A 24,377-nucleotide genomic window follows, 5' to 3' on the forward strand; every position below is an offset into this window, starting at 1 on the left:
CCAGCTTTTCACATTTTATTTTTGATTAGCAAATACAAGTACACCATTGATCGTTTCAATTGCATTATTGTCGCTTAAACTATAGGTCAAGCCTGCGCCGAGCGGTGCACCATTTGTCTCTATGTTTGGGCTGAATAAGCCAGAAAAAGAACCTCTTCCTTGTGTTTGCCCATTTATTAATACGTCGCTGTAGTTACCACTAAAATAATTAATACCTTGCGCAATTGAACCTGTTCCAGAGGCTTGCCAATTGTTACCATTTATACCCAGTGATAAGCTTGAAAAAACGGTTTGATTGGTGAAATCTGCCGAAAACTCGGCACTCCCTAGAACACCTGTATCTCCTAGGTTATTTGTTGGTTCAGTGTTTCCTATCAACTGATAACTAGCGCTGCCTGTTTGTATCAGTGCAAATTCACCTGAATTGGCAAGGTCATTGGTTAACCAATGCAAGCTTTTTGCTGTTAAGTCGAGCGGGGTGTCGTTAAATTGTGCTTCTTCCCCCTGCCAACGACCCCAGCGAAACCCTGTTATTGGGTCGAATCCAAGGTTTTTATTGGCCGCATTGCCAATGGAGTAATTACCATCGTTAGCTGTAAAGCCAATTAAATTACCACGCTCGTCTAATGTGAGTTGTTGTTCTTGTTGAACTAAGGGTTGTGAGTTATTTGCAAATGAAAAATTGCCAGCGATATTTGATGACGCAAAATTACCATCGTCAATAATAATTTCATTGCCCTCGTCATCAACTACTTTTTTTGAAATGATAATTTCTTCATTATCTATTTGTTGGGGCTCAGAGATATCGCTTGTATCTGAAAAAGGTGTGTTATTTGTTAGCAGTAACGATTTAGGTACATTCAGTGATTTATTTTGGGATGAATTCGATTTACTTGCTTTTTTTATTGGCGCAGTTTGTCCAAATAAACTACGTGGTGGTCCAAGCAGTTTAACGGGTTGTGAATTAAACGTTTTAACAAAACCAGACTCGGAATTGTTGAGTTGTACTTCTCCTGCGTTATTAATTAGCACGATAGCACCGGTTGAAACGCCCGCATATAAACCATTTTCAACAGGTTTTTGTGAATTTGGCAGAGGAAGGCAATCATTATTACAAAGTAAAATACTGTAATCTGTCCCCCGAATGCCAATTGTTGCGACGGCGGTTTTTACTTTATAACCTGTTTTATCATCACCTGCTGCAATTGCACCTGTTATTGTACGAAAACCACCTTTCACTAGGCTAAACGCGCTAGTGGCTTCTTTACTGCTTGTAACTTGTTTATTGTTCGCATTTTTATCGTAAAAATAATCATCCACTATTAGCTGTGAGTTAGGTCTTAGTGAGACTCTTGCGTTATCATTGAATAATATTTGAAGCCTGGACTTATCGCCGGTAGTGAGTATATCCCCGACCATGATGGCATCACCGCGCTTTAACGTTTGTATTGTTTGCCTTTCAACTTGTACATTGCCTACAGCAAAAAGTACTTTGCCGACTTCTGCATTCAGCGAAAACACACTGATTAGTAACGATAAAAAAAACAGTCTTTGTTGAATTTTCATTTATTGCTCCTAATCAAAAGTCCGCTTCAAATTGAAACCAATTTGGGTTTTGTCGTAAGCGTAAATAGCAATGTTAGAACGGTTGTCAATCAGGTCTAGCTGTACGCTCAGTTGCCATTTTGGCGAGGTAAACTCTAACAAGTGGTATGAAGCACTGAGCATATAGCGCTCGTCTTCTCTTTGTTCTCCAAAGAATAAATTGTCATCGTCATAGTCAACCTGAATTGCCAATGCTTGTATTTGCCAAAAAGACCGATCAGATATGCTGTGACGCGAAAATAACTGAAATTGATATTGTTGGTTGGAGTAGGGACTCGTTGTTAAATCCGCGTCATCTTGAAAAGCACCAAGGTTAATTGCGGTTTGATCAAAGTCATTAGCGTAGCGGTAAATTAGCCCGAGTGTCATGCCAATACTATTCGCATCTCTTACCTCTAGAGACTTATGAAAGCGTTTGTTTTGCAGCTGAGCGTTTAAGTTTAAAACTATTTGACTTGATAGATTGTAGTCCGTACCAAGGTCAAAGATACCGCGACGGTGGTTAAATCGACTATCCAACTGAGTATAAAAACCAGTTAGTCGACTATAAACTCTGCCAAAATCAGTAATGCGGTCAATATTGATAGATAAATCTGCACGATTGGCGTCTACAAAGTGCGCATGAGTATTTGAGCGAGTACTAATATTGGCACTTGTGGTCAGTTTCCAGTATGGATCCAGTGGGTAGCTTAAAAAAACGCCGCCAGCTAGAAGGGCGAATGATGAATCAACTTCTACGGTGTCAGTCGCGAGTGTGAAGCCTAAAAAAGATGAATCTGATGTGGCAGCATTGGCATTTGAGTCATACCCTGCGCCTAATGAAACATAGCTACTGAGATAGGGCTGATACGCTCTTCCTGCTATTGATATTGCTTGCAAGTAACGGCTAATTGACATTTGCCATGGATTACTGGGCTCTAATTGTTGTAGCAATTCAAAATGAAACTTTGCACGTTGATAATCGCCAACTTCATAGAGTGCGCAGGCTAACTGAAATCGTGCTGCGTTAAAATTTGGTTGAGTATCAATTGCGCGCTGTAGTACTTGCACTGCAATACTTGATTGTTTGTTATTACGAAGTGCAGTGCCGAGTAGAAAGTCAAATTCGGGATTACCCGCATATTCCAGCTCTTGTGGTAGAAGAATATTAACTGCTTGAGACCAATTGCCGAGTGTCACTAATTCCTTAGCTTTATTGATAATGAGAGGTGTTTCATCGGCTGATAATAGAGCACAGCTGAATAAACAAAATACACCTTTAATTCCTAAAACCAGTCGCTTGCCAGCGTCGTGCATGTTCGCTCCAATTTAGAGTAATTTTTCAGTGGAACAATCAGTTACTGCTTTATCTGAATTTGCTTTTGTAAAGGTAGTACAAACTTTACTTAGACGCCTAGCGTCGATATGTATTTTTTGAAAAAGAGAAATTAATTCAGGTTTAGATGATTCAGAACGTAATCTGGCAAAACACGCATCGATTGAAACCCCTTAGTTTGGTTGAGGTAAATGAAAGTGGTTAGCTTTAAGAATAAAAGTGAGTCTAATTAAAATACTTTTACAGTGTTTTTTATCATCTTTATTGTTGGCTATAAATGAACACTTCTTGCAATTTAAAGGCTAGATGTACAATTATCAATCAAGATTATGAAATTTAACAGCAATATAATCTATATTTATAATGGGTATTTTTACGCTAAATCTTGCTAGGGGTAATAGCGTGTTACAATCGAAGAAAATAGATTTAGGGTGTTGCCTAACTACGCTAAGAAATGTTTCTTACGTTTCAACGAGGCTTTTTGTCTTTAGCGTTAAGACACGACAAACTGTCTGAAACGCACTGGTAATAATAACTATTATCAATGAGTTAGTGCAATGTTAAGTTTTGCAACACTTTAATGACCGATAAGGTTATCAATTAGTATTAATTTGCTAAGTTTTTTATGTTTTTTGAACTCTGCCGCTTCGTGGGCTAGTTTAAATCATGTAAAATAGTTAGTTCATATCTTTTCAAAAACACGTCGAGAGTTTTTTATGAGTTTGTATACAGAATACATGGCGGAAATCCAGACCCGTAAAGCGGAACTTGGATTAAACCCTAAGCCAATTGATAGTGCAGAGCTACTATCTGAAATCATCGCTCAAATCAAAGATACAACAAACGAGCACCGTGAAGATTCATTAAAGTTTTTCATTTACAACACGCTACCAGGTACAACCCCTGCAGCGGGTGTAAAGGCAGCATTCTTAAAAGAAATCATTCTTGGTCAAGAAAACGTTGCTGAAATTTCAGCTGAATTTGCATTTGAACTGCTTTCACACATGAAAGGCGGTCCTTCAATTGCAGTACTACTTGACCTTGCATTAGGCAATGATGAAGCAGTAGCAAAACAAGCTGCAGACGTACTTAAAACACAAGTATTCCTATACGATGCAGATACAACGCGTTTACAAGATGCGTTCAAAGCAGGCAACGCAGTTGCTAAAGAAATCCTTGAAAGCTACGCAAATGCTGAATTCTTCACAAAACTTCCTAACATTCCAGAGAAGATTGAAGTTGTAACTTACATTGCAGGTGAAGGTGATATCTCAACTGACTTACTTTCTCCAGGTAACCAAGCGCACTCGCGTGCTGACCGTGAACTTCACGGCCAATGTATGATTACACCTGAGGCACAGCAAGAAATCGTAGCTCTAAAAGAAAAGCATCCTAACGCGAAAGTGATGCTTATCGCTGAAAAAGGTACTATGGGTGTAGGTTCTTCGCGTATGTCTGGTGTGAATAACGTAGCACTTTGGGCGGGTGAGCAAGCAAGCCCTTACGTTCCTTTTATTAACATCGCACCTGTTGTTGCAGGTACAAACGGTATCGCACCTATCTTCCTTACTACGGTAGACGTAACCGGTGGTATCGGTCTTGACCTTAAAAACTGGGTTAAGAAAGTAGACGCTGATGGTAACACAGTGACTGATGAAAATGGCGACCCAGTACTAGAAGAAGCTTACTCAGTTGCAACGGGTACTTTATTAACGATCGATACACAAGCGAAGAAACTATACAACGGTGACAAAGAGCTTGTAGATGTGTCATCTGCATTCACGCCACAGAAAGTAGAATTTATGCGCGCAGGTGGTTCTTACGCGGTTGTATTCGGTAAGAAACTTCAAACGCTAGCTGCAGAAACGCTAGGCGTAGATGCACCAGCAGTTTACGCTCCTTCAAAAGAGATTTCACACGAAGGCCAAGGTCTTACTGCTGTTGAGAAAATCTTTAACCGTAATGCGGTAGGTGTTCAATCTGAAACGCCACTTCACGCTGGTTCAAACGTACGTGTTAAAGTTAACATCGTAGGTTCGCAAGATACTACTGGTCCTATGACATGTCAGGAACTTGAAGCTATGGCTGCTTCAACGATTTCACCACTTGTAGATGGTGCTTATCAGTCTGGTTGTCACACAGCATCAGTTTGGGATGCAAAAGCGCAAGCAAACATTCCTAAACTAATGGCGTTCATGAACAAGTTTGGCCTTATCACTGCACGTGATCCTAAAGGCATTTACCACTCAATGACTGACGTAATCCACAAAGTATTAAACGATATTACAGTGGACGACCGTGCAATCATCATCGGTGGTGACTCACACACGCGTATGTCTAAAGGTGTAGCATTCGGTGCCGACTCAGGTACTGTAGCACTTGCTTTAGCAACAGGTGAATCGGCAATGCCAATTCCTGATTCAGTTAAAGTAACGTTTAAAGGCAAAATGGCTAAGCACATGGACTTCCGTGACGTGGTACACGCAACGCAAGCACAAATGCTTAAGCAATTTGGCGGTGAGAACGTGTTCCAAGGTCGTATTATCGAAGTTCACATCGGTACATTAATGGCTGACCAAGCGTTTACCTTCACTGACTGGACTGCAGAAATGAAAGCGAAAGCGTCAATCTGTATTTCAAACGACGAAACACTTATCAAGTCAATTGAACTTGCTAAGAGCCGTATCCAGATCATGATCAACAAGGGTATGGAAAACGAAGCGAAGACGCTTCAAGGTCTTATCGACTTAGCTGACGAGCGTATTGCAGGTATTAAGTCTGGTGAGCAACCAGCACTTGCACCTGATGACAACGCTAAGTACTACGCAGAAGTTGTTGTTAACCTTGACGAAATCGTTGAGCCAATGATCGCTGACCCAGACGTAAACAACGATGACGTGTCTAAGCGTTACACGCACGATGTTATTCGTCCAGTTTCTTTCTACGATGGCAAGCCAGTTGACCTTGGTTTCGTTGGTTCGTGTATGGTTCACAAAGGTGACATGCAGATCATCGCGCAAATGCTGCGTAACCTAGAAAAACAAAACGGTTCAATCGAATTTAAAGCGCCACTTGTTGTTGCGCCACCAACATACAACATTGTTGATGAGCTTAAAGCAGAAGGTGATTGGGAAGTACTCGCTAAGTACGCAGGCTTTGAGTTTGACGATGCAAATCCGAAAACAGCTGCACGTACTAAGTACGAAAACATCCTTTACCTAGAACGCCCAGGCTGTAACCTATGTATGGGTAACCAAGAGAAAGCTGAGCCGGGTGACACTGTAATCGCTACATCAACACGTCTTTTCCAAGGCCGTGTTGTAGCAGATACATCAGAGAAGAAAGGTGAATCGCTTCTTGGTTCAACACCATTAGTAGTTCTTTCAACTATTCTTGGTCGCTTCCCAACAATGGCTGAGTACACAGCAGCTGTTGAGGGCATTGATCTAACTGCGTTCACACCACTTGAAGAAGAACTAACGACTAAGTTTGGTTCTGAGCAAGCAGTACCTGTTAAAATGGTTTAATAAACCGATTTAACGAAAAGCGCGGTAAGTTATGCTTACCGCGCTTTTTTATTGCATCTTGTTTAAACTATTAATCTTTTCGATTAACTGTGCTTTATTAAAAGGCTTATAAAGTATGCGATTCTTAATAATCCCACTATCATCTGGTGCATTTAGGTAACCAGAGATAAATAAATAGTTTAAGTTAGGCATTTTTTTTAACGTCATTTCAATAAAGCTAATGCCATCTGTGTCGGGCATTAAAACATCACTAATTACAAGGTCGACCTTGTTTTCTGCCAATATTGTAAGCGCTTCTTTAACACTACTCGCTTCAAATATGCAGGTCGTTTCATTTTCTAAAAATGATTTAACTAGAAAGCGTATATCGTATTCGTCATCAACCACCAAAATATTTTGATAATGTGTCTGCATTACAAGTGGTTGATAATCATCAGTATCTGTTTGTTGGGTTTTGGAGTCTGAAACAACAGGAAAGAAAATAGTAAATGTTGTACCTTGATTCTCTCTTGAAGAAACATCAATCGCACCGCCACTGGCCTTTATAAACCCATAGCATTGTGAGAGACCAAGACCATTACCAAATTCTTTTTTGGTAGTGAAAAATGGGTCAAAAATTTTGTCGATATTTTCTTGGCAAATGCCACAGCCATTATCAGTGAGCGTTAACTGAATAACTGAATCCGTTTTTAATTGATAAAAAGACACTTCGTCTTGACTTAGAGACCGATTTTTCGTTGAAATTGTAAAATAACCAGTTGTTTTGATTGCATGCATTGCATTAATTGCCATGTTTAACAACAAATCTTCAAATAAATGCTCTTCTAATCGGGTTGGTTTCAGGTTGTCGTCAAGTTCAAGAGTAAGTTTTACTTTAGTGGTTAACGCTGTCTCAAGAAGTTTTTCGTTTTTACGAATAAGATCATTAATATTAACAGAGACGGGAAAGCGATTACTGGTTTTAGCAAAGGTTAATAAATTGCTGGTAAGTTTTTGTCCTCGTTCGCAGGCTTTTTCAATTGCTTCCATGCAGCTAAGTGGGTCTTTATTATGGTCTGTTATTAAGTTTGTGTATCCCACAATGATGCTTAAAATATTATTAAAATCATGAGCAACCCCACCTGCAATATTGCCTAATGACTCAAGCTTAAGGCTGCGGTTTAGTAGCTTAGTTTGCTGCTCATGTTCACTCATATCTTGAAAGTTAGCAATGAAGTGCTGCTCACCGCTTTCAGTAAGGGGCATACTCGCTACGGCAATTCGAATAGGGAAGGTATTTCCATTTTTATGCTTTGCGCGAACATCACGGCCTAAGCTATTGTTAATGATTTGCGAATTTCCAGTTTTGATAAACTGTTCAATTTTTGCGGTATGATGCGATACACCGTCGGTCAAAATATCTACACTTTGACCAATTATCTCAGATTCCTTATAGCCGAAAATATTCTCAGCCTCAGGGTTAAATGATAAAATCTTACCTTCTATATCCGTTGTGAAGATGCCTTCTAACATGGATTCAATAATATGCTTTTGCTCTGCTTCGCGCAGTTCGATTAGCTTTTGCTTTTGCTCAAGTTCGGTGATGTCCTCGCCTTTGAAAATGAATCCAATGATCTCCTGATCTTTTGAGAAGTAAGGGATATAGGATGCTTTAAGCGTTTTAGTGGAATTATCTGAAATCGTGATATTTTCGGTAAACGAAACAACATGGCCTTGTAGCGCATAGTCAATGCGGCCTTTTAATTTTTGTTCGAAAAACGTGTCACCTAGAATATCACTAATTGTTTTATCAATAACGTCTGATTTGCTTTTCTTATGCAGATCTAAATAAGCCTGATTTACAGCTTTAAATCGATATTCAAGATCTAAAAATGCAAACATATCACGGGAGTTTTCAACAATGCCTTTGTATTGTTCAAGCTCTTGCATCTTTTGATATTTATCGGATAGGTTAATGATAAAAACAATGAATTCTTGATTGCTTTTATCAAATATTGAACCACCAATTAATATTGGTACTAGATGTCCATCTTTATGCCGATATGCTTTTTCAAAAGGGGTCCAAAATCCTTTCTCATTAGCTTCATCAATGGCATTTAGATCGAGTGGTAAAAATTCCTCGGGTGTTAGATTTTTCCAATCTATTCGGCCTTGCTCAAGGTCTTCTTGTGAGTAACCAATCATGTCGAGCAGAGTTGAATTGGTATCGATAATTTGTCCAGTTGCGGTTGAGTGAATAATGCCGATAAAATTTGATTCTTTCCATCGTTTAAAGCGCTCGGCCTCCGCATCGAGTTTGGAATTAAGTTCGGTTAATTCAGCAATGGTATAATGCAGGAAGTCTTCTGATTTAAATTTTTCTGCGTTTAATCGATTAATTGCCTGATACACTTCAGACACTTCTAAGATATTTGATTTTTCTTTGATTTCGACATTACGTCCGTTAGCAGTTGCTTTTAAAGCGTTAAGAATTGATAAGAATAAGCGTGAAATGTTTTTGCTGAAGTAAATTGATATAAATGCTGAAACAACCAAAGTGCCAATTAACACACTGTAAGCGAGTTGTTTAAATTGTTCGATATTTTGGAATACCTCCACTTTATCAATTTTAACAACCATTCCCCAATCAGTTTCTGGAATATGATGTGATATCGCCAGTACTGGAATGCCTCTGTAATCAACATAATTAGGGAAAAGGCTATTTGTACCATTCATAGCATGGGTGATGGGGATTTCTAAATTACTTTTAGGAATTGTTAACGATAATGCCACCGTTGGATCATGGCGCGTTGGGGTTAAAAAGAATGCATCGCCATTTTTATCCCGCGATGCAAGCACTATTTCGCCGGTATCACCAAGCCCTTGGTAGTCACTTACTATATTTTTCAGGCTTTGGTCGTTAAAGGTTACCGTAATATAACCAATTAATTCGTTTTCAAAATAGATAGGGTCTATCAGTATCAAAAGCTGCAATTCAGCAATAAAATGAAGTTTTACATTAAGTGTATTACTAGTGTGTTTTAAATCGTCAGGTTTAATCAAACTCGCTAACTCACTTTGGCTAGAATAAATTAACGATTTTTTGTTGTTGTAAACAATGATGCCATAAACATTTGGACTAGCGTTGATTGCGTGTTGGCTAATTTCTTGAATGCGTGTAAGCAGTGTTGGCGTTGATTCCGTATTTGCTTTTTTAAGCAGCTTTCTGAATTGGGTTCGACTTTTAATAAGGGCGACGGCGTCATTTTTATTGGCTAACAAACTTTTTATTCGAGCATGATTAATATTTGCAACCGTGTTGAGTTTATTTACTGCATCGTCGAGTAACAGCTGACGTTCAAGACCAATGTATATAAAATTGAAAATAACTAATGGTAAACTGGTTGAAAGTAAGACAACGATTAGAATTAATGTTTTTAATCTCATATTTCTACCAATTAAATAGGTGTTAAAGCCAAAGCTAATGATCAGGCACTACATTGAGTATAGTTAGGAAAAAATTAATTTTTCTGTCCGCTCACTTTTCTTAATGAATCAAAATTTAATAATCTTAGATACCGATGCTCGTTTGAATTTACCTTTGCCTAAAATTAGGCTTTGTAAATCATCCGTTGAAAGCGGTTTTGAAAGTAAATAGCCTTGAATAATACAATTACCCTTATCCCTTAAAAACTCTAACTGTTCTTGCGTTTCGACCCCTTCTACTATCAAATTAAAATGCAGTGACGTTGCAAGATTAAAAGTGGCACTAATAATTGCCTGTGCTTTCTTGTTATCGGCAAGTTGACACACAAAGCTGCGGTCTATTTTTATTTCATCAAAAGGTAAATCGACGAGTTGGCTGATGGAGGAGTAACCTGTACCAAAATCATCAATAGCGAGCTTTACTCCATATAACTTCAATCGAGAGATAGCGTATAAGGCCTCAGATGTCATTTTTATTGCATTACTTTCAGTAATTTCTAACGTTATTTGTTTTGGTAAAACCGTATAATTTTGAAATAAATTGACTAATTTATCTGCGAACGCTTTATCCAAGTTTTGTGCTGAAATATTAAAGGAGCATGACAGATGTGGATTGTGAAGTAACAAGCTGTGAATTGATGTTAAAGCATTATCGATAAAATAAAGCGTGTATTCATCAATACGATTATTTTGTTCAACAGCTGCAATAAAATCAAATGGGCTAATAGCACCAATATTGGGTAAATTGACACGCGTTAAACACTCGATACCAGTGATTTTTTCAGAGTCACTGTCATATTGAGGTTGAAATACAGGGTAAACATACTTGTTACTAAACCATTGTTTTATGTTGTTTTCATGCGAAAGCAGCGTCAAGTCGACAGGCATTTTTGTGTTTTGAATACGAGATTGTTGTTGTAACTGAGAATCCGCTTTAGCAATTAAATCTTTAAGTGCGTTAAATCGAATTGGTTTTGATAATGCACCACAAAATGAAATTTTGAGCAGATTTATGGTTGATTGAACTGAGTTAATTGTGTCTTGGTCGGTACCCGACATCAGCGCAAGGTTACTTTTAAACTCTAAATTTGATAGATCCAAAATAATGTCTAGCGCATCTTTTTCTGGCATATAGATATCAAGAATCAATAAGTCGGTTTCTTTTAATTCTGAAAAATTTATTTTTGAGTGGTCAGTAAAACCGTCAAACTTGAGATTGAGTAAGTCAGCAAACCCAGCAAATAATGCTATGTATTCTTGGTTGTCATCTAATACTACAAGTCGTTGAATGTTCATTTCAAAGTCCTATCAGTGAGAAACCGAGTTGTGTGTTAAAGCTTCGATTGTTTGCAGCAAGTCGTTTAATTTAAACGGCTTTTCCACAAACGCATCAAAGGGGTATTTAGTTTTAATATGGACATCACCTGAAACGAGAACTTTATGAATATGCTCGGGTACGTGACGAGCAACATCGTCCCCCCGTAATTGAGCTAAACGGTAATCTAAAAATAAAATATCAGGGGGGGTATTTTTACAAAACTCGATTGCTTTGAACTCGTCTGTAAACACATTGACCTGATAATTCTGCCCAGAAAAAAAGTGTGTAAAAATATCCGTTAGGTATTGCTCGTCGTCGACATAAACTATGCTAGTCATAGCCTTGCTCCTGATTATAAAGTAATGGCGGGAAAGACACTTCGAAACGTGCCCCACATTCCATATTGTTAACTTTGATGTGTGCGTTATGGTCTTCTAAAATACCTTTTACAACTGACAACCCCAGCCCGGTTCCTTTATTTTCTGACTTAGTGGTCACAAAAGGATCAAATATTCTCAGTAGAAATGATTCATCTATCCCACCGCCAGTATCCTCAATGATCACAAGGGGTGAGTGAGCCTTATCTAATAATTGAACAGTGATTATTTTGGTGAGTGATGTCTCTACGGCATCTATTGCGTTATTGATAAGATTGATAAGTACTTGTTCAAGCTCAATATGCACCCCCCAAACAGAAATATTATCAGCAATTTGGGCTGTCAATTTGGCGTGATATTTTCTTGCTCGTGGTTGGGTAAGAGAAATGGCATCTTTAACCACTTCACTTAAATTAACACGTGTTTTACATGGGATTGTGTCGGTACTAGAAAAGCGTTTTAAATTTTTAACTATATGAGAAATACGGTCACAAGAATCAATAATAGCTGAAAGCTTTTCGTCCGGATTTGGTGATTGGTACAGCAGTATTTCAGCAAAGCCTGAAATAATACCAAGTGGATTGTTGATTTCATGGGCAATGCTCGCGGCAAGCTCACCTAGCGCAGAAAATTTAGCATTTTGAATGCTTTTTCTTCGCTCTTCTTTATGTTTTATTTGTGCAAGTTTGTGCTCATGGATATCTTGAACTGTACCAAAAATAATGCGTTCATCCACGAAAGGCTCCTTTTGTTTGCCAGTGAGGCGAAGCCACTTAGCGGGTTGTTTTTCTCCTGATGTCTGAATTTCTAACTCAAATGGGGAACCTGTTTTTACCGTATCATCTATAGCCTGATGCAGTAGTTTCGAGTGTGATTGTGAAAAGAGTGATAGTCCTTGATTAAGAGATATTGAAATTGGTCCAGCAGATTTTAAATCAAAAATTTTGCTTGTTTCAGCGGTGCAAAACATTTCGTTCGATTGTGTATTTAGCTCCCAGCCCCCCACCTTAGCTACAGTGCCTGTTTCATGGAGTATCTCTAAGTTTTTTTGATTAGCTCGCTGGTATTGAATTTGTTCAGTTATGTCTTGACGTAATGCGATGTAAGATTCGATTTGGTTATCAATATTAAAAAGGGGAATAATGATGCTTTTTACAATGTAGTATTTGCCATTTTTAGCACGATTAGTAATTAACCCTGTCCACACTTTACCAGAAGAGATTGTTTCCCACATTTGTGAGAAGAAAGCACGACTGTGATAACCTGAATTAACAATTTTATGTGTTCGTCCCACTAATTCGTTTTTGTCATAGCCACTAATATCACAAAATTTTTGATTAACTTCAGTGATCACACCTTTAACGTTGGTTTTAGCAAATATAATGTTATCTGAAACGGCTTTGTAGAGTTGTGAATACTGACTAATAGCTAAACGTTCTTTTGTAATGTCTCGTGCTGTAGCAAAAATACTATTTGATTCATGGTCAAATGTTGCTTGCCAACTTAATATTTTAATCTCACCATTACTATCACAGTAACGATTTTCAAAGTTTACTGTATCGACGCCCTTACCGATGTTTTTTAATTCATCAAGGGTTTTATCGATATCGTTAGGATGTATAAAAGAAGTGAAAGGCTCTGAAAGTAATGTTTCTTTTGGGTAACCCAGAGTGTCAATAAAAGCATCATTAATTTGAAGGAAATATCCGTCTAATGATGCGATACACATTAACTCATTTGAGTAATTAAAAAAGCGTTCAAACATTACGCTTCACTCCCAAGCTATACATGAGCAATTTATAAGTGTGTTACAAAACGTCGCGATGTTTTCTACAGACTTACCAGCTAGCCGTAATCAACAGGCAAAATTAAAAATGCATAGAGTATATAGTGCTGAGATTTGTCTATAATTTGTCTGAGATGTTTCTGTAATGTTTCTACGAATAATTTTCATACCTAAGGTTGATAGTGTGTATTCTTTACTACTGATAGAAGACGATGAACAATTAGCTGAAGTGACCAGTGCTTATTTAGAATTAGAAGGTTTTCTTGTTGTTAAAGCACACAATGTAAAAGTAAGTTGGAACCATATAACAAATAGGTCATTTGATTTAATTATTTTAGATTTGGGGTTGCCTGATGAAGATGGGTTAGTGTTACTTAGAAAGCTAAAAGCAAGTGGTACCACTACGCCGATTATTGTCTCTTCTGGCAGAGCCAGTGATGAGGATAGGATTGCTGGACTGGAATTAGGCGCCAATGATTATTTAGTAAAACCTTATACGATTAAAGAGCTATTACTGAGAATAAAACTCTTAGTAGGCATGCATAAACCAAGTAAACGTGAAACAAAACAACTTAAATTAGGCAATTACCTATTAGATTTTGCAAATAAAATTGTTATAGATGAAGCAACGAATGAAGTTAATTTAACACTTCATGAACAGTCAATACTGTTCCTGTTAGCTGAAAACTCACCGCGTATTTATTCAAGGGAAGAGATAATCGATGCGGTTAGCATAAGCGAGGGGCCAAACTCTGTTCGCGCTGTTGATACAACGATTTGTCGCTTACGCAAAAAGTTAGAAAGTAATGCAAAAAAGCCAGCCCATATTAAAACAGTCAATGGGCTTGGCTATAGGGTTTTGCTCACAGCAAGTGTATAAAAAATCAGTTAAATTTGTTTACCAAAATTTAAGTGTCTACGCTGTTGTAATTATTCGTGGTATTTGCGGATGACCGCAACTTTACCATCTTCAATTTCGAGCACTTCCATCATTACATTTGAATACTCAAGCGCTTGATTGTTTTGCGGGTGAATGCCTTTTGCATTCGAGGTGTAGCGAATTGCGACAGCTGAATCATTAAACACGAATATATTGAGCAGCTCTGAGTTATATTCAGTGTGAGCGCCTAAATAAAATGTCATGCCTTTGCGCATTGCCTCTTTACCATCGGGTAAACGTGAATCATCGGTAACATAAGGTAAGTGTGAGTGACCTACATCGTCAGTTAAAAAGGCCAAATAAGCTTCGAGCTCTTTTGTTGTGGCATTGGGGGCTTGAGACGCAACCATTGCATTGTAGTAGTTTGTTGCAAATGCTTTCAGGTTAATTGATTCCGCTTTGGCAAATACGCTAGGTATAGTTAGCAGTGATAATAAAAAAACAATGAATAAACGCATTATAGTTCCTGTTGATTGGGTTAATCCCTAATCTAGCGACTAACTTTTTTATTGCCAAGAAAAATAAAGAGTTAGAATTATTTTGTTACATTAATTGCAAAGTAAAATAACTTACCCAATAGCAAATAATAACAGTAGATGAATGTATAAATGCTCGGATAATGAAAGGAAATTTGCTCACATCCATACTCAATTTATGCGATGCGATAACCACTAAACTCATTACACAAAACCACGGCGTACAAACAAAAAAAACTTCTTTCTTGATAAAACTTACCGCTAAATCATGTAGCAACCCACTGATACTAAACGTGAGAATTAACGCGATTGAGTGTGGCAAAAGCTGTGTTAATGGTTTTTGAATTTTTGTGGCTAAGTAATAGCCCCAGATCGGGTTCCAATAAAGCCAAAATTGTGAAAAATTTTTAGCACCGAGGGCATTTTTGAGCATATTAGTTAATGAGCCAGATGCACCGAGTGGCACACCATTTCGCCGTTTCACATACTGCTTTAAAGACAGTGCCATTAGTAGGATTTTCCTGTGGGCTTTAAAACTTCACGCCATTGATTTGCCCAATTACCCTGAAAGTGGGTTTTAGAGTAGTTTTTTACTTTTTGCATGGTGATCTTCTTTGGCTCGTCTTTTTGATTTAACCATGTTGACACCACCGAATCAAAATTGGATAAATCTTCGTTTAATAAGGGAAAATCCAGATCCTGATAGAGAAAATGCTGGCTTTGAATGTCACATACAATGGGAATGAGCCCTGTACTCATTGCCTCCATAAGTGCAAGTGACTTCCCTTCACGGTTACTGCAACTAATGTAAAAAGCTACATTATTAATCACCTTGTTAAGTTGTTGATGATTCAGAGCACCATAGAATTGAATATTAGGATATTGCTCTTTTAATGCTTTATGTAAGCTGCCATCGCCAACAATATGGAGAGAAGCAAGGTGGGCATGTTTTTGCCAATACTCGCAAAGTACGTCAACACCTTTTGATTTTTCAAGGCGTCCGAAGTAAATCACATCTTTTGATGTTGGGCTTGAGTGTGAGTCCAATGATGACTCGTTTTCAATAATATGAAATGCCTTACTTGCTTGTGCAGAGAATATATCGCTGTTGACTAAAATGACGCGATAACAATAGCTATTAAAAAGCTTATGCAATAAAAATATAAATTTTGCATGCTTTCCCGGTCCATGCAGCACACAGATATCTTTTCTATAAAAAAATCTAAACGCTGAAAGCAGAGAGGCTCTGGTATCATGGAAAATATATTGGTTAGCCGGATTTAATAAAGTGAAAAAGAAACAGATTAATTGCCACACAGATTTATCTTTTAAAGTAATAAAGGGAATAGCAAATTCGCTTTGCATTTTTCTTACATATATTTCGGCGCCACCGAAACTTTTATCACTCCAAAGAACGTTATAAATCATGCTTTAAAAGGTACTCTTTAACTTGCGTTGCATAATCTTGTTCTGTAAAGGATGTGTGCTTTTTTAATTGCTTTTGCCACGACAAATCCTTTTGCAAGGTTAACGATGTTTCATTATTAAATTGATAATCTAGTAATCCTGAACGATATCCCGCTACGGTAGATGCGTTTTGATAAATACAGTCGACAACTTTAAATAAATTTAGGTGCTTAAATTTATCCGTGTTTGAGCGAGGGTGTAATTTTACATAAATTGTGTCGCCTATTAACTGTTGTAACTCAATCAACAGTGTAATTTCTTGTTGTTCAGTTATTCCAAGTGTATGAGTCAGTGGCTCATCGACATAAAAGCAGGGCACAGGAGTCGTGCATATTTTAGTGTCTGTTGTGGCACCAAAGCGGCTTACATCAGGTGAATTACACAAAATGTACTCCACATTATGATTTTCAGTAAAATGCCGTTGCCACTCTTTTTTATAGGCCTCTGTAAAATAGAACAACAATACTTTTGGTTGACGTGTTTTTTTTATCGACTGCCAGCGTGACAATTTTAATCTTCCAATGGAAGAGAGCCAATAAAGTACTTTTTTAAAGTTTTGTTTGTAATAGCTTAATGGAACCTGTTCTCTTCTGGGGTTTTTAGCGTGTTGTAGAATAATAATGGTGTCAGCAGTATTGCTTGCTAATTTAAACGCTTCGATATCGGGTGGACGACGACCCCAAATAAAAACCTGCTTTGCATTGTTAAATTTACACTTGCCTAATATAGATCGTTTGTCTTGGTGATAATAAAACTCACATTGATTGTGTAAAACATGGCGAGCAAAACGCTGTTTCTCCAAGGCATCGATGTTTACAGAAAGCTTCATAGATTGTTTGCCTTGTTTTGTTTAAAGATGCGATTAACCACGCACCAAAGTAACGGATCCGTTAACGGAATTTTGGTTAATAATAGGCAAAAACTTGGTGGGTTTTTTATACAGCAAAAAAGTAAGACAAACACCACTGGAATCGCAAGCAGACCAAAAATCAATACACTCGAAATTAATGGCCCCATATCAAATATCACTAAGTTATTTAATTGTTCTGCAGTTAAACCGAGTATTGGCGTAGTGGCGCTAAATAAAGATATGGCTTGAAAACGTGTTACTTCGTCAAAACCCGTTGTTGCGTAATGACCAACTTTGTATTGTAAGAAAGTGACAACGATATACCCTAAGTAAACTATCGCCGGAGATAAAAGCAGTAACAGCGAAAGCTTTAAGTTAAAGCGAATGGGCGCATAAATGAGTAGGTAAGCCAACATAAGTAAAGCAACTGCAGCAGCTGCAGAAAAACTTAACAATGCAAAAATAAGAATAATGCACTTTTGCAAAAAAAAGTCTTTTGAATTTGCAAGGTGTAACAAGCACACTATCGCGATTAAGTGATACGCATAAGTCGACGGTTCTTGGTAAACACCGGATCCCCTAAAACTAATTAGTTCGAATGCGCCTATCTCATGACGTGATTCGCCATATATTATTTTGGCAATGATGTCATAGCCTAAGAACTGAATACTTAAGATAGACAGAATAAAAAATACGATTAGTAGATAAGCGACAGATAGCCAATGCTTTTCGTGAACATCGAAATCGAATAACAAAAAGCTAATAGATAAAGCACAATATACAATAATCAGGATCTTGACGGGATCGTCTTTATATATAAATGCACAAATAGACAACAGCAACGCGACCGCCAGTGTATTAATAATTTTATACACGTCGTAGGTCTGCGTAGATACTAATGCAAGCAAAAGTGCGAAGGGAAAAAATAGTTTTAACCCTATAAACGGTATTGGTACAGTCGCTAAGCTAATGGATAAGGCATAGAGATAACTAGTCATTACAATGCCTTAATAGAAAATATCTACAACTACCATGAAACAAAGCAATCGCAACTGCGTAAAAAATCAAAGGCGATGTAGATGGGTAAGTTTCGGTAATTGAACCAAAGACGTAATACAAACCTAGGCAACTCACTGCAGAAAGTGCATTAGCTTTTAAAGCTTTGGTATGTAGCCCTTTATAATTGAGAAGAATATTCATTTGACCGAACTTAAGTAACACAGCCTCAAATAACATAAAGACAGTGAAATAAATCAAAAGGTCAGGAATAAAAATATAAGTTGCAAAAGAACCTAAAATAGCAAGCAAAATCAGGAGTTTGAATTGGCTTTGTTTTATCTTGTTGTAATGAAATAGTAACGCCTCATTATCTGTATTATCTAAGTTATGAACACGCAGAAATATAAGCGCACCTAATGTGCCTGAAATAAATGCACTTATTTTGATAAGAATTAAGTAATCGGTCTGCGAGTCGGTACAGAGTTTTACCGCAAGTAAAGTGACCAGCGGGATAAAAAATGTACTTAGCGTATCTAAAATGTAGATTTGTAAATTAGGAACTTGTTTCCAATTATAACTAAATTCATCGGGTGAAATAAAAAAGAACACTACGCAGGCTAAAAATAAACAAATAGCCGCAATATGAAATTTTGCGCTTTGGTAATCATCTACCATGACAAATAAACACACCAGCGACAGTAAACAAAAATTTAATAGGCCATTTTGTAAGAAAAAGCCATTTCGATTACCTTGTCTTATCATATAGCTGCCAATGTTAAACAACATCGCTGCGGTTATCGACACCATTAAAATGATATATGCATGACGATTTACTAACATCATCACTTGAGCTGCAATTAATAAACTGAGCTGAATTAAAAACACATTTTCAAGGTGTTGCCGCTTTACAATAGGGTTGAGATTTTGTTGAAGGTAAACAGGCACACCCAACCGGAAAAATGGCAGTAAAAGAGGCGAATACAGTAAAATATCGAGCAACACATTGCGTACATTTTCATGTTCAACCAAGTCTAAACTTTTTATAAACGCAAACAGAATAACTGCAGGTACCAAACGATAAATAATATCGAGAAGTTTAGAGGCATCAAATCTGCTTGGGTATATCATTGTGAGTACTTTCAAACCCTTATCTCCCCATGCCAAATAGCACAGTTGGGATTGTTTTAAGCATGATTTTTATATCGAACCATAGGCTTTGGTGTTTTATGTAATGCACGTCATATTTGTGCTTCCATATTGCATCGTCAACAGAGGAACCATATTGATAACACACTTGAGCATGACCAGTTATGCCCGGTTTTATGGCATGTCTGAAGCGATAATATGGGATGTGTTGCTCAAGATCTTTGATAAACACTTCACGTTCAGGACGAGGACCCACCATTGACATATCACCATTTAGCACATTGAAAAGCTGAGGTAATTCATCAATGCGTGTGGCTCTGATAAAACGACCCACTCGGGTAATGCGGTTATCATTAGCTTCAGCCCATTGCGGTCCATTTTTTTCTGCATCCGTTCGCATAGAACGAAACTTGTATACGTTATATTCTCGGTTGTACTGTCCTACACGGAGTTGGCGGTAAAGAATAGGGCCTTTACTTTCGAGACGAATGGCAAATGTAGCTAACACAATGATCGGAAATGTGAAGGCGAGCAATAATAAAGCAATCAGCTTATCAATAAATGATTTTAAAAACTGTGACTTTTTGCACCACAGCATTTCGATGGCTTCTTCATTAATAAAATATTGTGTGCTTAGTAAGGAGACTTCCGTGTAACCAAGTTGTTTGTCTAAAAAAGCAGTGAGCTGCTCAACACGGGCGCCATTGGAAGCTGCATGCAATAAAAAGTCTTTTTGCGAAGCACTCAGTTCTTCCATACCATAAAACAAAATTGTTTTACCATTGAAGTTATTAAGCTGAAAATCGTTAAAGATACAATTGAAAGGTAAATTTACAGCGGTTTGTCGAATTTTTTCAATATGCAGCTTTGGGCAATAAATGAAATATGTGTTTCTATGTTTGACCGCTTCTTTTGGTTGATTTTGTATGACCTCATTGGGGTCATTAGTTGTTAATAAGTTTTTTGTTATTGTATCGAATGACATACTACCTACACCACATTACTTAAATAATGACATTCCGTGACGGGTAATAACTCCTGTATGTAATTCCTTTTATTATTTCCTTTAACTGTTACTAAAGTATTAAATTTGTAGGCATGATATTTGAAAAAAAATGTAACTTCCAGTAACTTTTTATTCATTATTTGCAATAATTTGGTTAACAAAAAATAAACATGCAATACTTTGGTATTGGTTTTTTTGTGGTTTATTTTGGAAAATGTGCAGAAAAAAAGTAACAATGTGTATATAAAATTGATTTAGATCAAAAGTGTTGATTTTTTGTTAATCTAGTGTATTTTGATTGGAAATTGCTGGGATGCGTTGAGACAACCAGAGTAAAGTACCGATTACTCGAATTGCAGTAAAGAGTGTTCAATGACCCAAAAATGTTTATTTTCCTTATCACTTGCCTTAGTGTTAATGGTTCCAGCTAAATTAAGTGCCACACAATGGCATCAATCTAAAAATGATCTTTCTGTATCATTAGCCAGTCAGTTTTCATATAACCTTTATTATCAAGATAGTAATCCTGAATCTTCTTTGTCGTCAGCGCTCGAAATGGATTATGACAGAGTGGCGCTATTTGAAGGTTTTGCTATTCAAGTTCCATTTCAATTAAGGCAAAAAACGTATTTTTCTGAGTCGTCGCTAAACCACTTTGATTACAAATTTACGCCAGCATTAAATCTTTTTTTATCAGAACAATCTGACTTAACATTTAAAGCAAATGCCCAACAAGCGCAGAAAATTAAAGGTGAAAAAAACGCGGAATTTTTACCAGAAATAGCGGATTACGTGGAAGAAAAAGATCACTCTGCTGCATTGAGCTTACGTTTAGGACGGGCTCCTGAAAAGCAGTATTTAAACCTTGAGATTGCAACTAATCACTACCAGCAAGAATTTGAAGCATTAGCTTTGTCAAAAACTGAGTCGAAAATAGTGAGTGCTCGTTATGGACATAAAATATCTGAAGACAGTTATGCTTTAGCTGATGGAACCTACAAAGATGAAAAGCGAAATGATTTAACCTCTTCATTGGTTGAATTGGGCTTTGGTTTATATACGCGTTTAGGCGGTTCACATCAGTTTAATATAGTTGTTGGTTACTTTGAGCGCTCGGGCGATGCATCAAGTGATGGCTATTATTGGATGCTCAGTGATAAATGGCGTATATCTGAAGATGTTGAGCTATCATTACTATCAGAGCAACACTCAGAGATCTCACTTTCTCAAAAATCGCTTACTCAATTAACTACCGAGAACGATATTTCGCTGCGATACCAATTAAATAGTGAACACTACTTAAATTTATCACTTTCACAGATTAATCAAAATTTTGATCAATCTAATGATTTCCATAAACGGCTAGTTGCAGCATTTGATTGGCAATGGCGACCTTATGATGGTTTTAATGTGGATACATCGTTGGCATTAGAACGTGTCGATACGAGCTTACTTGATAAACAAGTTAACCAACAAAGCGCGCAAGTTGCATTGGAGTATTTATGGTAGTTTACAAGTTACTATTAGTATTCATTACGTCTTTACTGTTATCTGTTACATCCTATGCAAATGAGCAAATCTATCGCTTTGGTCCAGGTGATACAATTAGAGTATCAGTGTACTTAGAAAGTGACTTGTATTTTGAAGGCCAAATATCTCAACAGGGTAGTATTGACTTCCCATTATTGGGCAGTTTGACGTTAAAAGGTCTGACACAACAAGAAGCAAAGCATTACATTGAGCAGCAATTAAAAGACGGATATTTGGTGTCACCTAATGTATCCGTGAGAATTGTAAGTTACCGACCTTTTTTTATTTATGGTGAAGTTCGTAAACCAGGCAGCTACCCTTATCAGCCCAACATCACCTTAGAACAAGCAATTGTGTTAGCAGGTGGCTTGAAAGATCGGGCATCGCGCGAACAATGGACCATTCAAAGAGGTGAAAAATCCAATATTTTCAAAGCTTCAGCAGACAGTATTGTGCAACCAGGCGATGTAATTAAAGTAGAAAAGAGCTTCTTTTAAATGAATAAGCCAGCTGTTGTTTCGCCAAGTAATGTAGATACAAGTATTAATGTAGGCGACTTACTGGGTCTACTTTGGGTCAAAAAATGGGTCATTATTTTTGTGACTGGCAGTGTATTTTCACTTGGATTGTTATTTATCTCCAAATTACCAGATATTTACCGTGCTTCTACTACCATAATGGTAAAAGGTGAACGGGCTGACAACCCCCTTCAGACACTGGTGAGCGGCCAAATTGGTGTTCAGGAAGAGTTAGATACAACAATAAAACTCATCAAATCCATTCAGTTTGCAAAAGTACTTATTGATAAAATTAAGCAGCAATATGGTAACGGGTTTCAATTTGACAAAGTACTTAACGATGAAAAAGAGTTTATAAAGGTTTTGAGCATTCAACCTGTGCCAAATACGCATATGCTTGAATTGTCATTTGAGCACACCGATGCCAAGTTTGCAGCTTTTGTGGTCAATTTAATTGCTTCGAGCTTTATTGATTATGAATTGTCTTTAATGCAACCGCACGCTGATAAAAGTGATGAGTGGATACGAACCAAGATCCAAGAAGTTAAAGATAAACTTGATGAAGAAGAAAGCAAGTTAAATGACTTTCGCCAAAATAATAATATTGTAGATATTGTGAGTTTTGTCAGTCTAGCAAAACAAGATATATCTCAATTACATGACCAAAAAAGATCGTTAACTTTAGAAGCTGAAAAGTTAGCAAGGGTGATCAAAACATTAGCAAATCATGCAAACACAGATAGTGCTTTGGTTATCTCGCAATGGAGTGATGTAGAAACCCTTAAAATTTTATCAAAACAGCAAGCACAACTTGAAACTGAACTTTCACAAATTAAGCTACGTTATCTTGAAAAACACCCTAAATACAAAGCAAAAATAACTGAGATTGAAGGGACACGGCAGCAACTTGCTTTGGAATTTGAAAAATTATCTGATGGACTAAAACATAAGTTAAGCGAAATAAATCAATCCATTAAAAGCTTAGATTTAAACCGCATTGCGGCAGAGCAGCAATTAGAACAAGCCATATTAAAAAACTTAGAATTCGAAAAAATTAAGCGCAGTGTTTCGGCGACCACACAACTTTTAGAGTCAATCACAGCTAAACAAAAGGAAGTGGAGCTGTTTAAAGATATTCATCATGCAAGCAGTATTATCATTGTTGACCCTGCCATTGAGCCAGAAAAACCGGTTAGACCAAAGCGTGCCATACTTGCGGCTGTAGTTTTATTTATTGGCTTAGCTTTATCTTTACTTGTTATCTTTATTGCTAAGATCCTTGGAAACAGCCATAAAAAATATTACCAATTAGTTCGTGCATACGATTTAGATGTGCTCGGTGAATTACCCATTGTGAGTCGCTTCCGCCGTTATAAACGCGGTCTTATTTTTAGCAATGAAAATGAAGGAGACTACCGATTATTTGAAGAGTGCATCCGTTCCATTCGAACGAGAATGTTACTCAGTGATGGTAGTCAACAAGATAAAATTATTGCAATCAGCTCGCTTGAACCTGGAGAGGGCAAATCTAATTTCGCATTATTACTCGCTAAATCAATCTCTGAAGTGGAAGATGTGATTGTTATTGATGCTGATCTTAGGGAGCATTCAATAACAGTAAAACTGGGTTATGAGCCAAGTCAGCCAGGACTAACTAATTTTTTAGCAAAAACCCATACATTCGAACAATGCGTTATTAAAGATCCAACGCTTAAAGCAGACGTGTTTGCCAGTGGTATTTTACCTAAGAAGCCACAGTTATTTTTATCTATGAGCCGCTTTGAAAACATGCTGAAAGCGTTGAGTAAACAATACGATCGCGTTATTTTAAATTGTCCGCCACTCTTTTTTGCCTCAGATATTATGCTGATCAGTAAGCATGTTAATACCATTAACTTAATCGTAGATGTGCAAAAACACACAGTGACAGAGCTTGAAAATGAATTAGATCAGTTGGTGTACACAAAAAGCAAAGTGAATAGTGTGATTTTCAACAAAATAAAAGTAGAGCACAAAAACTATTATCGCCGTGTCAAAAATCGAAAAATATAA

General features: G+C 37.3%; 18 protein-coding genes. 5 read left to right on the forward strand and 13 right to left on the reverse strand.

The window, feature by feature from the left end:
• Positions 1-15: 15 nt before the first annotated feature.
• Both OM33_RS17730 and OM33_RS17735 read right to left on the reverse strand, forming a co-directional pair.
• Positions 16-1,566 carry a FecR family protein gene (locus OM33_RS17730; protein WP_040135561.1) on the reverse strand — a complete coding sequence of 517 codons (1,551 nt, stop codon included), beginning with the start codon at positions 1,564-1,566 and terminating at the stop codon, positions 16-18.
• A 9-nt stretch (positions 1,567-1,575) separates the two neighbouring features.
• Positions 1,576-2,901: a surface lipoprotein assembly modifier gene (locus OM33_RS17735; RefSeq protein ID WP_040135563.1), complete on the reverse strand. Its 1,326-nt coding sequence runs from the start codon at positions 2,899-2,901 to the stop codon at positions 1,576-1,578.
• A gap of 735 nt (positions 2,902-3,636) precedes the next feature.
• Here OM33_RS17735 and OM33_RS17740 point away from each other — a divergent pair.
• Entirely contained in the window at positions 3,637-6,447 is a 2,811-nt protein-coding gene (locus OM33_RS17740) for a bifunctional aconitate hydratase 2/2-methylisocitrate dehydratase (RefSeq protein WP_081991209.1), read from the forward strand.
• Between the two features lie 48 nt (positions 6,448-6,495).
• Here OM33_RS17740 and OM33_RS17745 read toward each other — a convergent pair whose 3' ends face one another.
• The 4 genes from OM33_RS17745 to OM33_RS17760 all read right to left on the reverse strand — a co-directional run bounded on the left by OM33_RS17745 (position 6,496) and on the right by OM33_RS17760 (position 13,372).
• The gene (locus tag OM33_RS17745) at positions 6,496-9,873 is read right to left on the reverse strand and encodes a PAS domain S-box protein (protein ID WP_040135567.1); all 3,378 of its coding nucleotides are present in this window, start codon (positions 9,871-9,873) and stop codon (positions 6,496-6,498) included.
• Positions 9,874-9,981: 108 nt separating this feature from the next.
• Positions 9,982-11,208: an EAL domain-containing response regulator gene (locus OM33_RS17750; RefSeq protein WP_040135568.1), complete on the reverse strand. Its 1,227-nt coding sequence runs from the start codon at positions 11,206-11,208 to the stop codon at positions 9,982-9,984.
• A 12-nt stretch (positions 11,209-11,220) separates the two neighbouring features.
• Positions 11,221-11,568, reverse strand: a complete 348-nt coding sequence (locus OM33_RS17755) for a response regulator (protein WP_040135570.1) — start codon at positions 11,566-11,568, stop codon at positions 11,221-11,223.
• Complete coding sequence (locus OM33_RS17760) at positions 11,561-13,372, reverse strand: PAS domain-containing sensor histidine kinase (protein ID WP_040135572.1); 1,812 nt, start codon at positions 13,370-13,372, stop codon at positions 11,561-11,563. Before OM33_RS17760 ends, OM33_RS17755 begins: the two co-directional genes overlap by 8 nt.
• Positions 13,373-13,577: 205 nt before the next feature.
• Here OM33_RS17760 and OM33_RS17765 point away from each other — a divergent pair, with 205 nt between their 5' ends.
• Positions 13,578-14,273: a response regulator transcription factor gene (locus OM33_RS17765; RefSeq protein ID WP_040135574.1), complete on the forward strand. Its 696-nt coding sequence runs from the start codon at positions 13,578-13,580 to the stop codon at positions 14,271-14,273.
• A 50-nt stretch (positions 14,274-14,323) separates the two neighbouring features.
• Here the strand turns inward: OM33_RS17765 and OM33_RS17770 are convergent, their stop codons facing one another.
• The 7 genes from OM33_RS17770 to OM33_RS17800 form a co-directional block, all read right to left on the reverse strand.
• A complete protein-coding gene (locus tag OM33_RS17770; protein ID WP_040135576.1) occupies positions 14,324-14,791 on the reverse strand; it encodes a nuclear transport factor 2 family protein in 468 nt (155 codons plus the stop codon).
• Between the two features lie 85 nt (positions 14,792-14,876).
• On the reverse strand, positions 14,877-15,317 hold the full coding sequence (locus OM33_RS17775; RefSeq protein ID WP_040135577.1) for an acyltransferase: 441 nt from the start codon (positions 15,315-15,317) through the stop codon (positions 14,877-14,879).
• Positions 15,317-16,237, reverse strand: coding sequence for a glycosyltransferase (locus tag OM33_RS17780; RefSeq protein ID WP_040135579.1), 921 nt, complete (start codon positions 16,235-16,237; stop codon positions 15,317-15,319). Before OM33_RS17780 ends, OM33_RS17775 begins: the two co-directional genes overlap by 1 nt.
• Positions 16,227-17,105, reverse strand: coding sequence for a polysialyltransferase family glycosyltransferase (locus OM33_RS17785; protein ID WP_040135580.1), 879 nt, complete (start codon positions 17,103-17,105; stop codon positions 16,227-16,229). Before OM33_RS17785 ends, OM33_RS17780 begins: the two co-directional genes overlap by 11 nt.
• Positions 17,102-18,124: a hypothetical protein gene (locus OM33_RS17790; RefSeq protein WP_040135582.1), complete on the reverse strand. Its 1,023-nt coding sequence runs from the start codon at positions 18,122-18,124 to the stop codon at positions 17,102-17,104. Before OM33_RS17790 ends, OM33_RS17785 begins: the two co-directional genes overlap by 4 nt.
• Entirely contained in the window at positions 18,117-19,268 is a 1,152-nt protein-coding gene (locus OM33_RS17795) for a hypothetical protein (RefSeq protein WP_199922626.1), read from the reverse strand. Before OM33_RS17795 ends, OM33_RS17790 begins: the two co-directional genes overlap by 8 nt.
• Positions 19,269-19,272: 4 nt before the next feature.
• A complete protein-coding gene (locus OM33_RS17800; RefSeq protein ID WP_040135587.1) occupies positions 19,273-20,256 on the reverse strand; it encodes an exopolysaccharide biosynthesis polyprenyl glycosylphosphotransferase in 984 nt (327 codons plus the stop codon).
• Positions 20,257-20,649: 393 nt separating this feature from the next.
• On the opposite strand from OM33_RS17800, the gene OM33_RS17805 reads away from it, so the two are divergent.
• From OM33_RS17805 to OM33_RS17815, 3 genes are read left to right on the forward strand one after another with little or no spacing between them, the layout of a single operon-like run.
• Positions 20,650-21,786: a hypothetical protein gene (locus OM33_RS17805; RefSeq protein ID WP_040135588.1), complete on the forward strand. Its 1,137-nt coding sequence runs from the start codon at positions 20,650-20,652 to the stop codon at positions 21,784-21,786.
• Positions 21,780-22,304 (forward strand): polysaccharide biosynthesis/export family protein, encoded by a 525-nt coding sequence (locus OM33_RS17810; RefSeq protein ID WP_040135590.1) that lies wholly within the window; start codon positions 21,780-21,782, stop codon positions 22,302-22,304. The genes OM33_RS17805 and OM33_RS17810 overlap by 7 nt, the downstream gene beginning before the upstream one ends.
• On the forward strand, positions 22,305-24,377 hold the full coding sequence (locus tag OM33_RS17815; RefSeq protein ID WP_040135592.1) for a GumC family protein: 2,073 nt from the start codon (positions 22,305-22,307) through the stop codon (positions 24,375-24,377).

The organism is Pseudoalteromonas piratica, from assembly GCF_000788395.1.
GTDB classification, from domain to species: domain Bacteria; phylum Pseudomonadota; class Gammaproteobacteria; order Enterobacterales; family Alteromonadaceae; genus Pseudoalteromonas; species Pseudoalteromonas piratica.

Bases quoted from the DNA above. Each gene is read 5' to 3' on its own strand.
- OM33_RS17730 (WP_040135561.1), bottom strand. From the start codon at position 1,566: ATGAAAATTCAACAAAGACTGTTTTTTTTATCGTTACTAATCAGTGTG.
- OM33_RS17735 (WP_040135563.1), bottom strand. From the start codon at position 2,901: ATGCACGACGCTGGCAAGCGACTGGTTTTAGGAATTAAAGGTGTATTT.
- OM33_RS17740 (WP_081991209.1), top strand. From the start codon at position 3,637: ATGAGTTTGTATACAGAATACATGGCGGAAATCCAGACCCGTAAAGCG.
- OM33_RS17745 (WP_040135567.1), bottom strand. From the start codon at position 9,873: ATGAGATTAAAAACATTAATTCTAATCGTTGTCTTACTTTCAACCAGT.
- OM33_RS17750 (WP_040135568.1), bottom strand. From the start codon at position 11,208: ATGAACATTCAACGACTTGTAGTATTAGATGACAACCAAGAATACATA.
- OM33_RS17755 (WP_040135570.1), bottom strand. From the start codon at position 11,568: ATGACTAGCATAGTTTATGTCGACGACGAGCAATACCTAACGGATATT.
- OM33_RS17760 (WP_040135572.1), bottom strand. From the start codon at position 13,372: ATGTTTGAACGCTTTTTTAATTACTCAAATGAGTTAATGTGTATCGCA.
- OM33_RS17770 (WP_040135576.1), bottom strand. From the start codon at position 14,791: ATGCGTTTATTCATTGTTTTTTTATTATCACTGCTAACTATACCTAGC.
- OM33_RS17775 (WP_040135577.1), bottom strand. From the start codon at position 15,317: ATGGCACTGTCTTTAAAGCAGTATGTGAAACGGCGAAATGGTGTGCCA.
- OM33_RS17780 (WP_040135579.1), bottom strand. From the start codon at position 16,237: ATGATTTATAACGTTCTTTGGAGTGATAAAAGTTTCGGTGGCGCCGAA.
- OM33_RS17785 (WP_040135580.1), bottom strand. From the start codon at position 17,105: ATGAAGCTTTCTGTAAACATCGATGCCTTGGAGAAACAGCGTTTTGCT.
- OM33_RS17790 (WP_040135582.1), bottom strand. From the start codon at position 18,124: ATGACTAGTTATCTCTATGCCTTATCCATTAGCTTAGCGACTGTACCA.
- OM33_RS17800 (WP_040135587.1), bottom strand. From the start codon at position 20,256: ATGTCATTCGATACAATAACAAAAAACTTATTAACAACTAATGACCCC.
- OM33_RS17805 (WP_040135588.1), top strand. From the start codon at position 20,650: ATGACCCAAAAATGTTTATTTTCCTTATCACTTGCCTTAGTGTTAATG.
- OM33_RS17810 (WP_040135590.1), top strand. From the start codon at position 21,780: ATGGTAGTTTACAAGTTACTATTAGTATTCATTACGTCTTTACTGTTA.
- OM33_RS17815 (WP_040135592.1), top strand. From the start codon at position 22,305: ATGAATAAGCCAGCTGTTGTTTCGCCAAGTAATGTAGATACAAGTATT.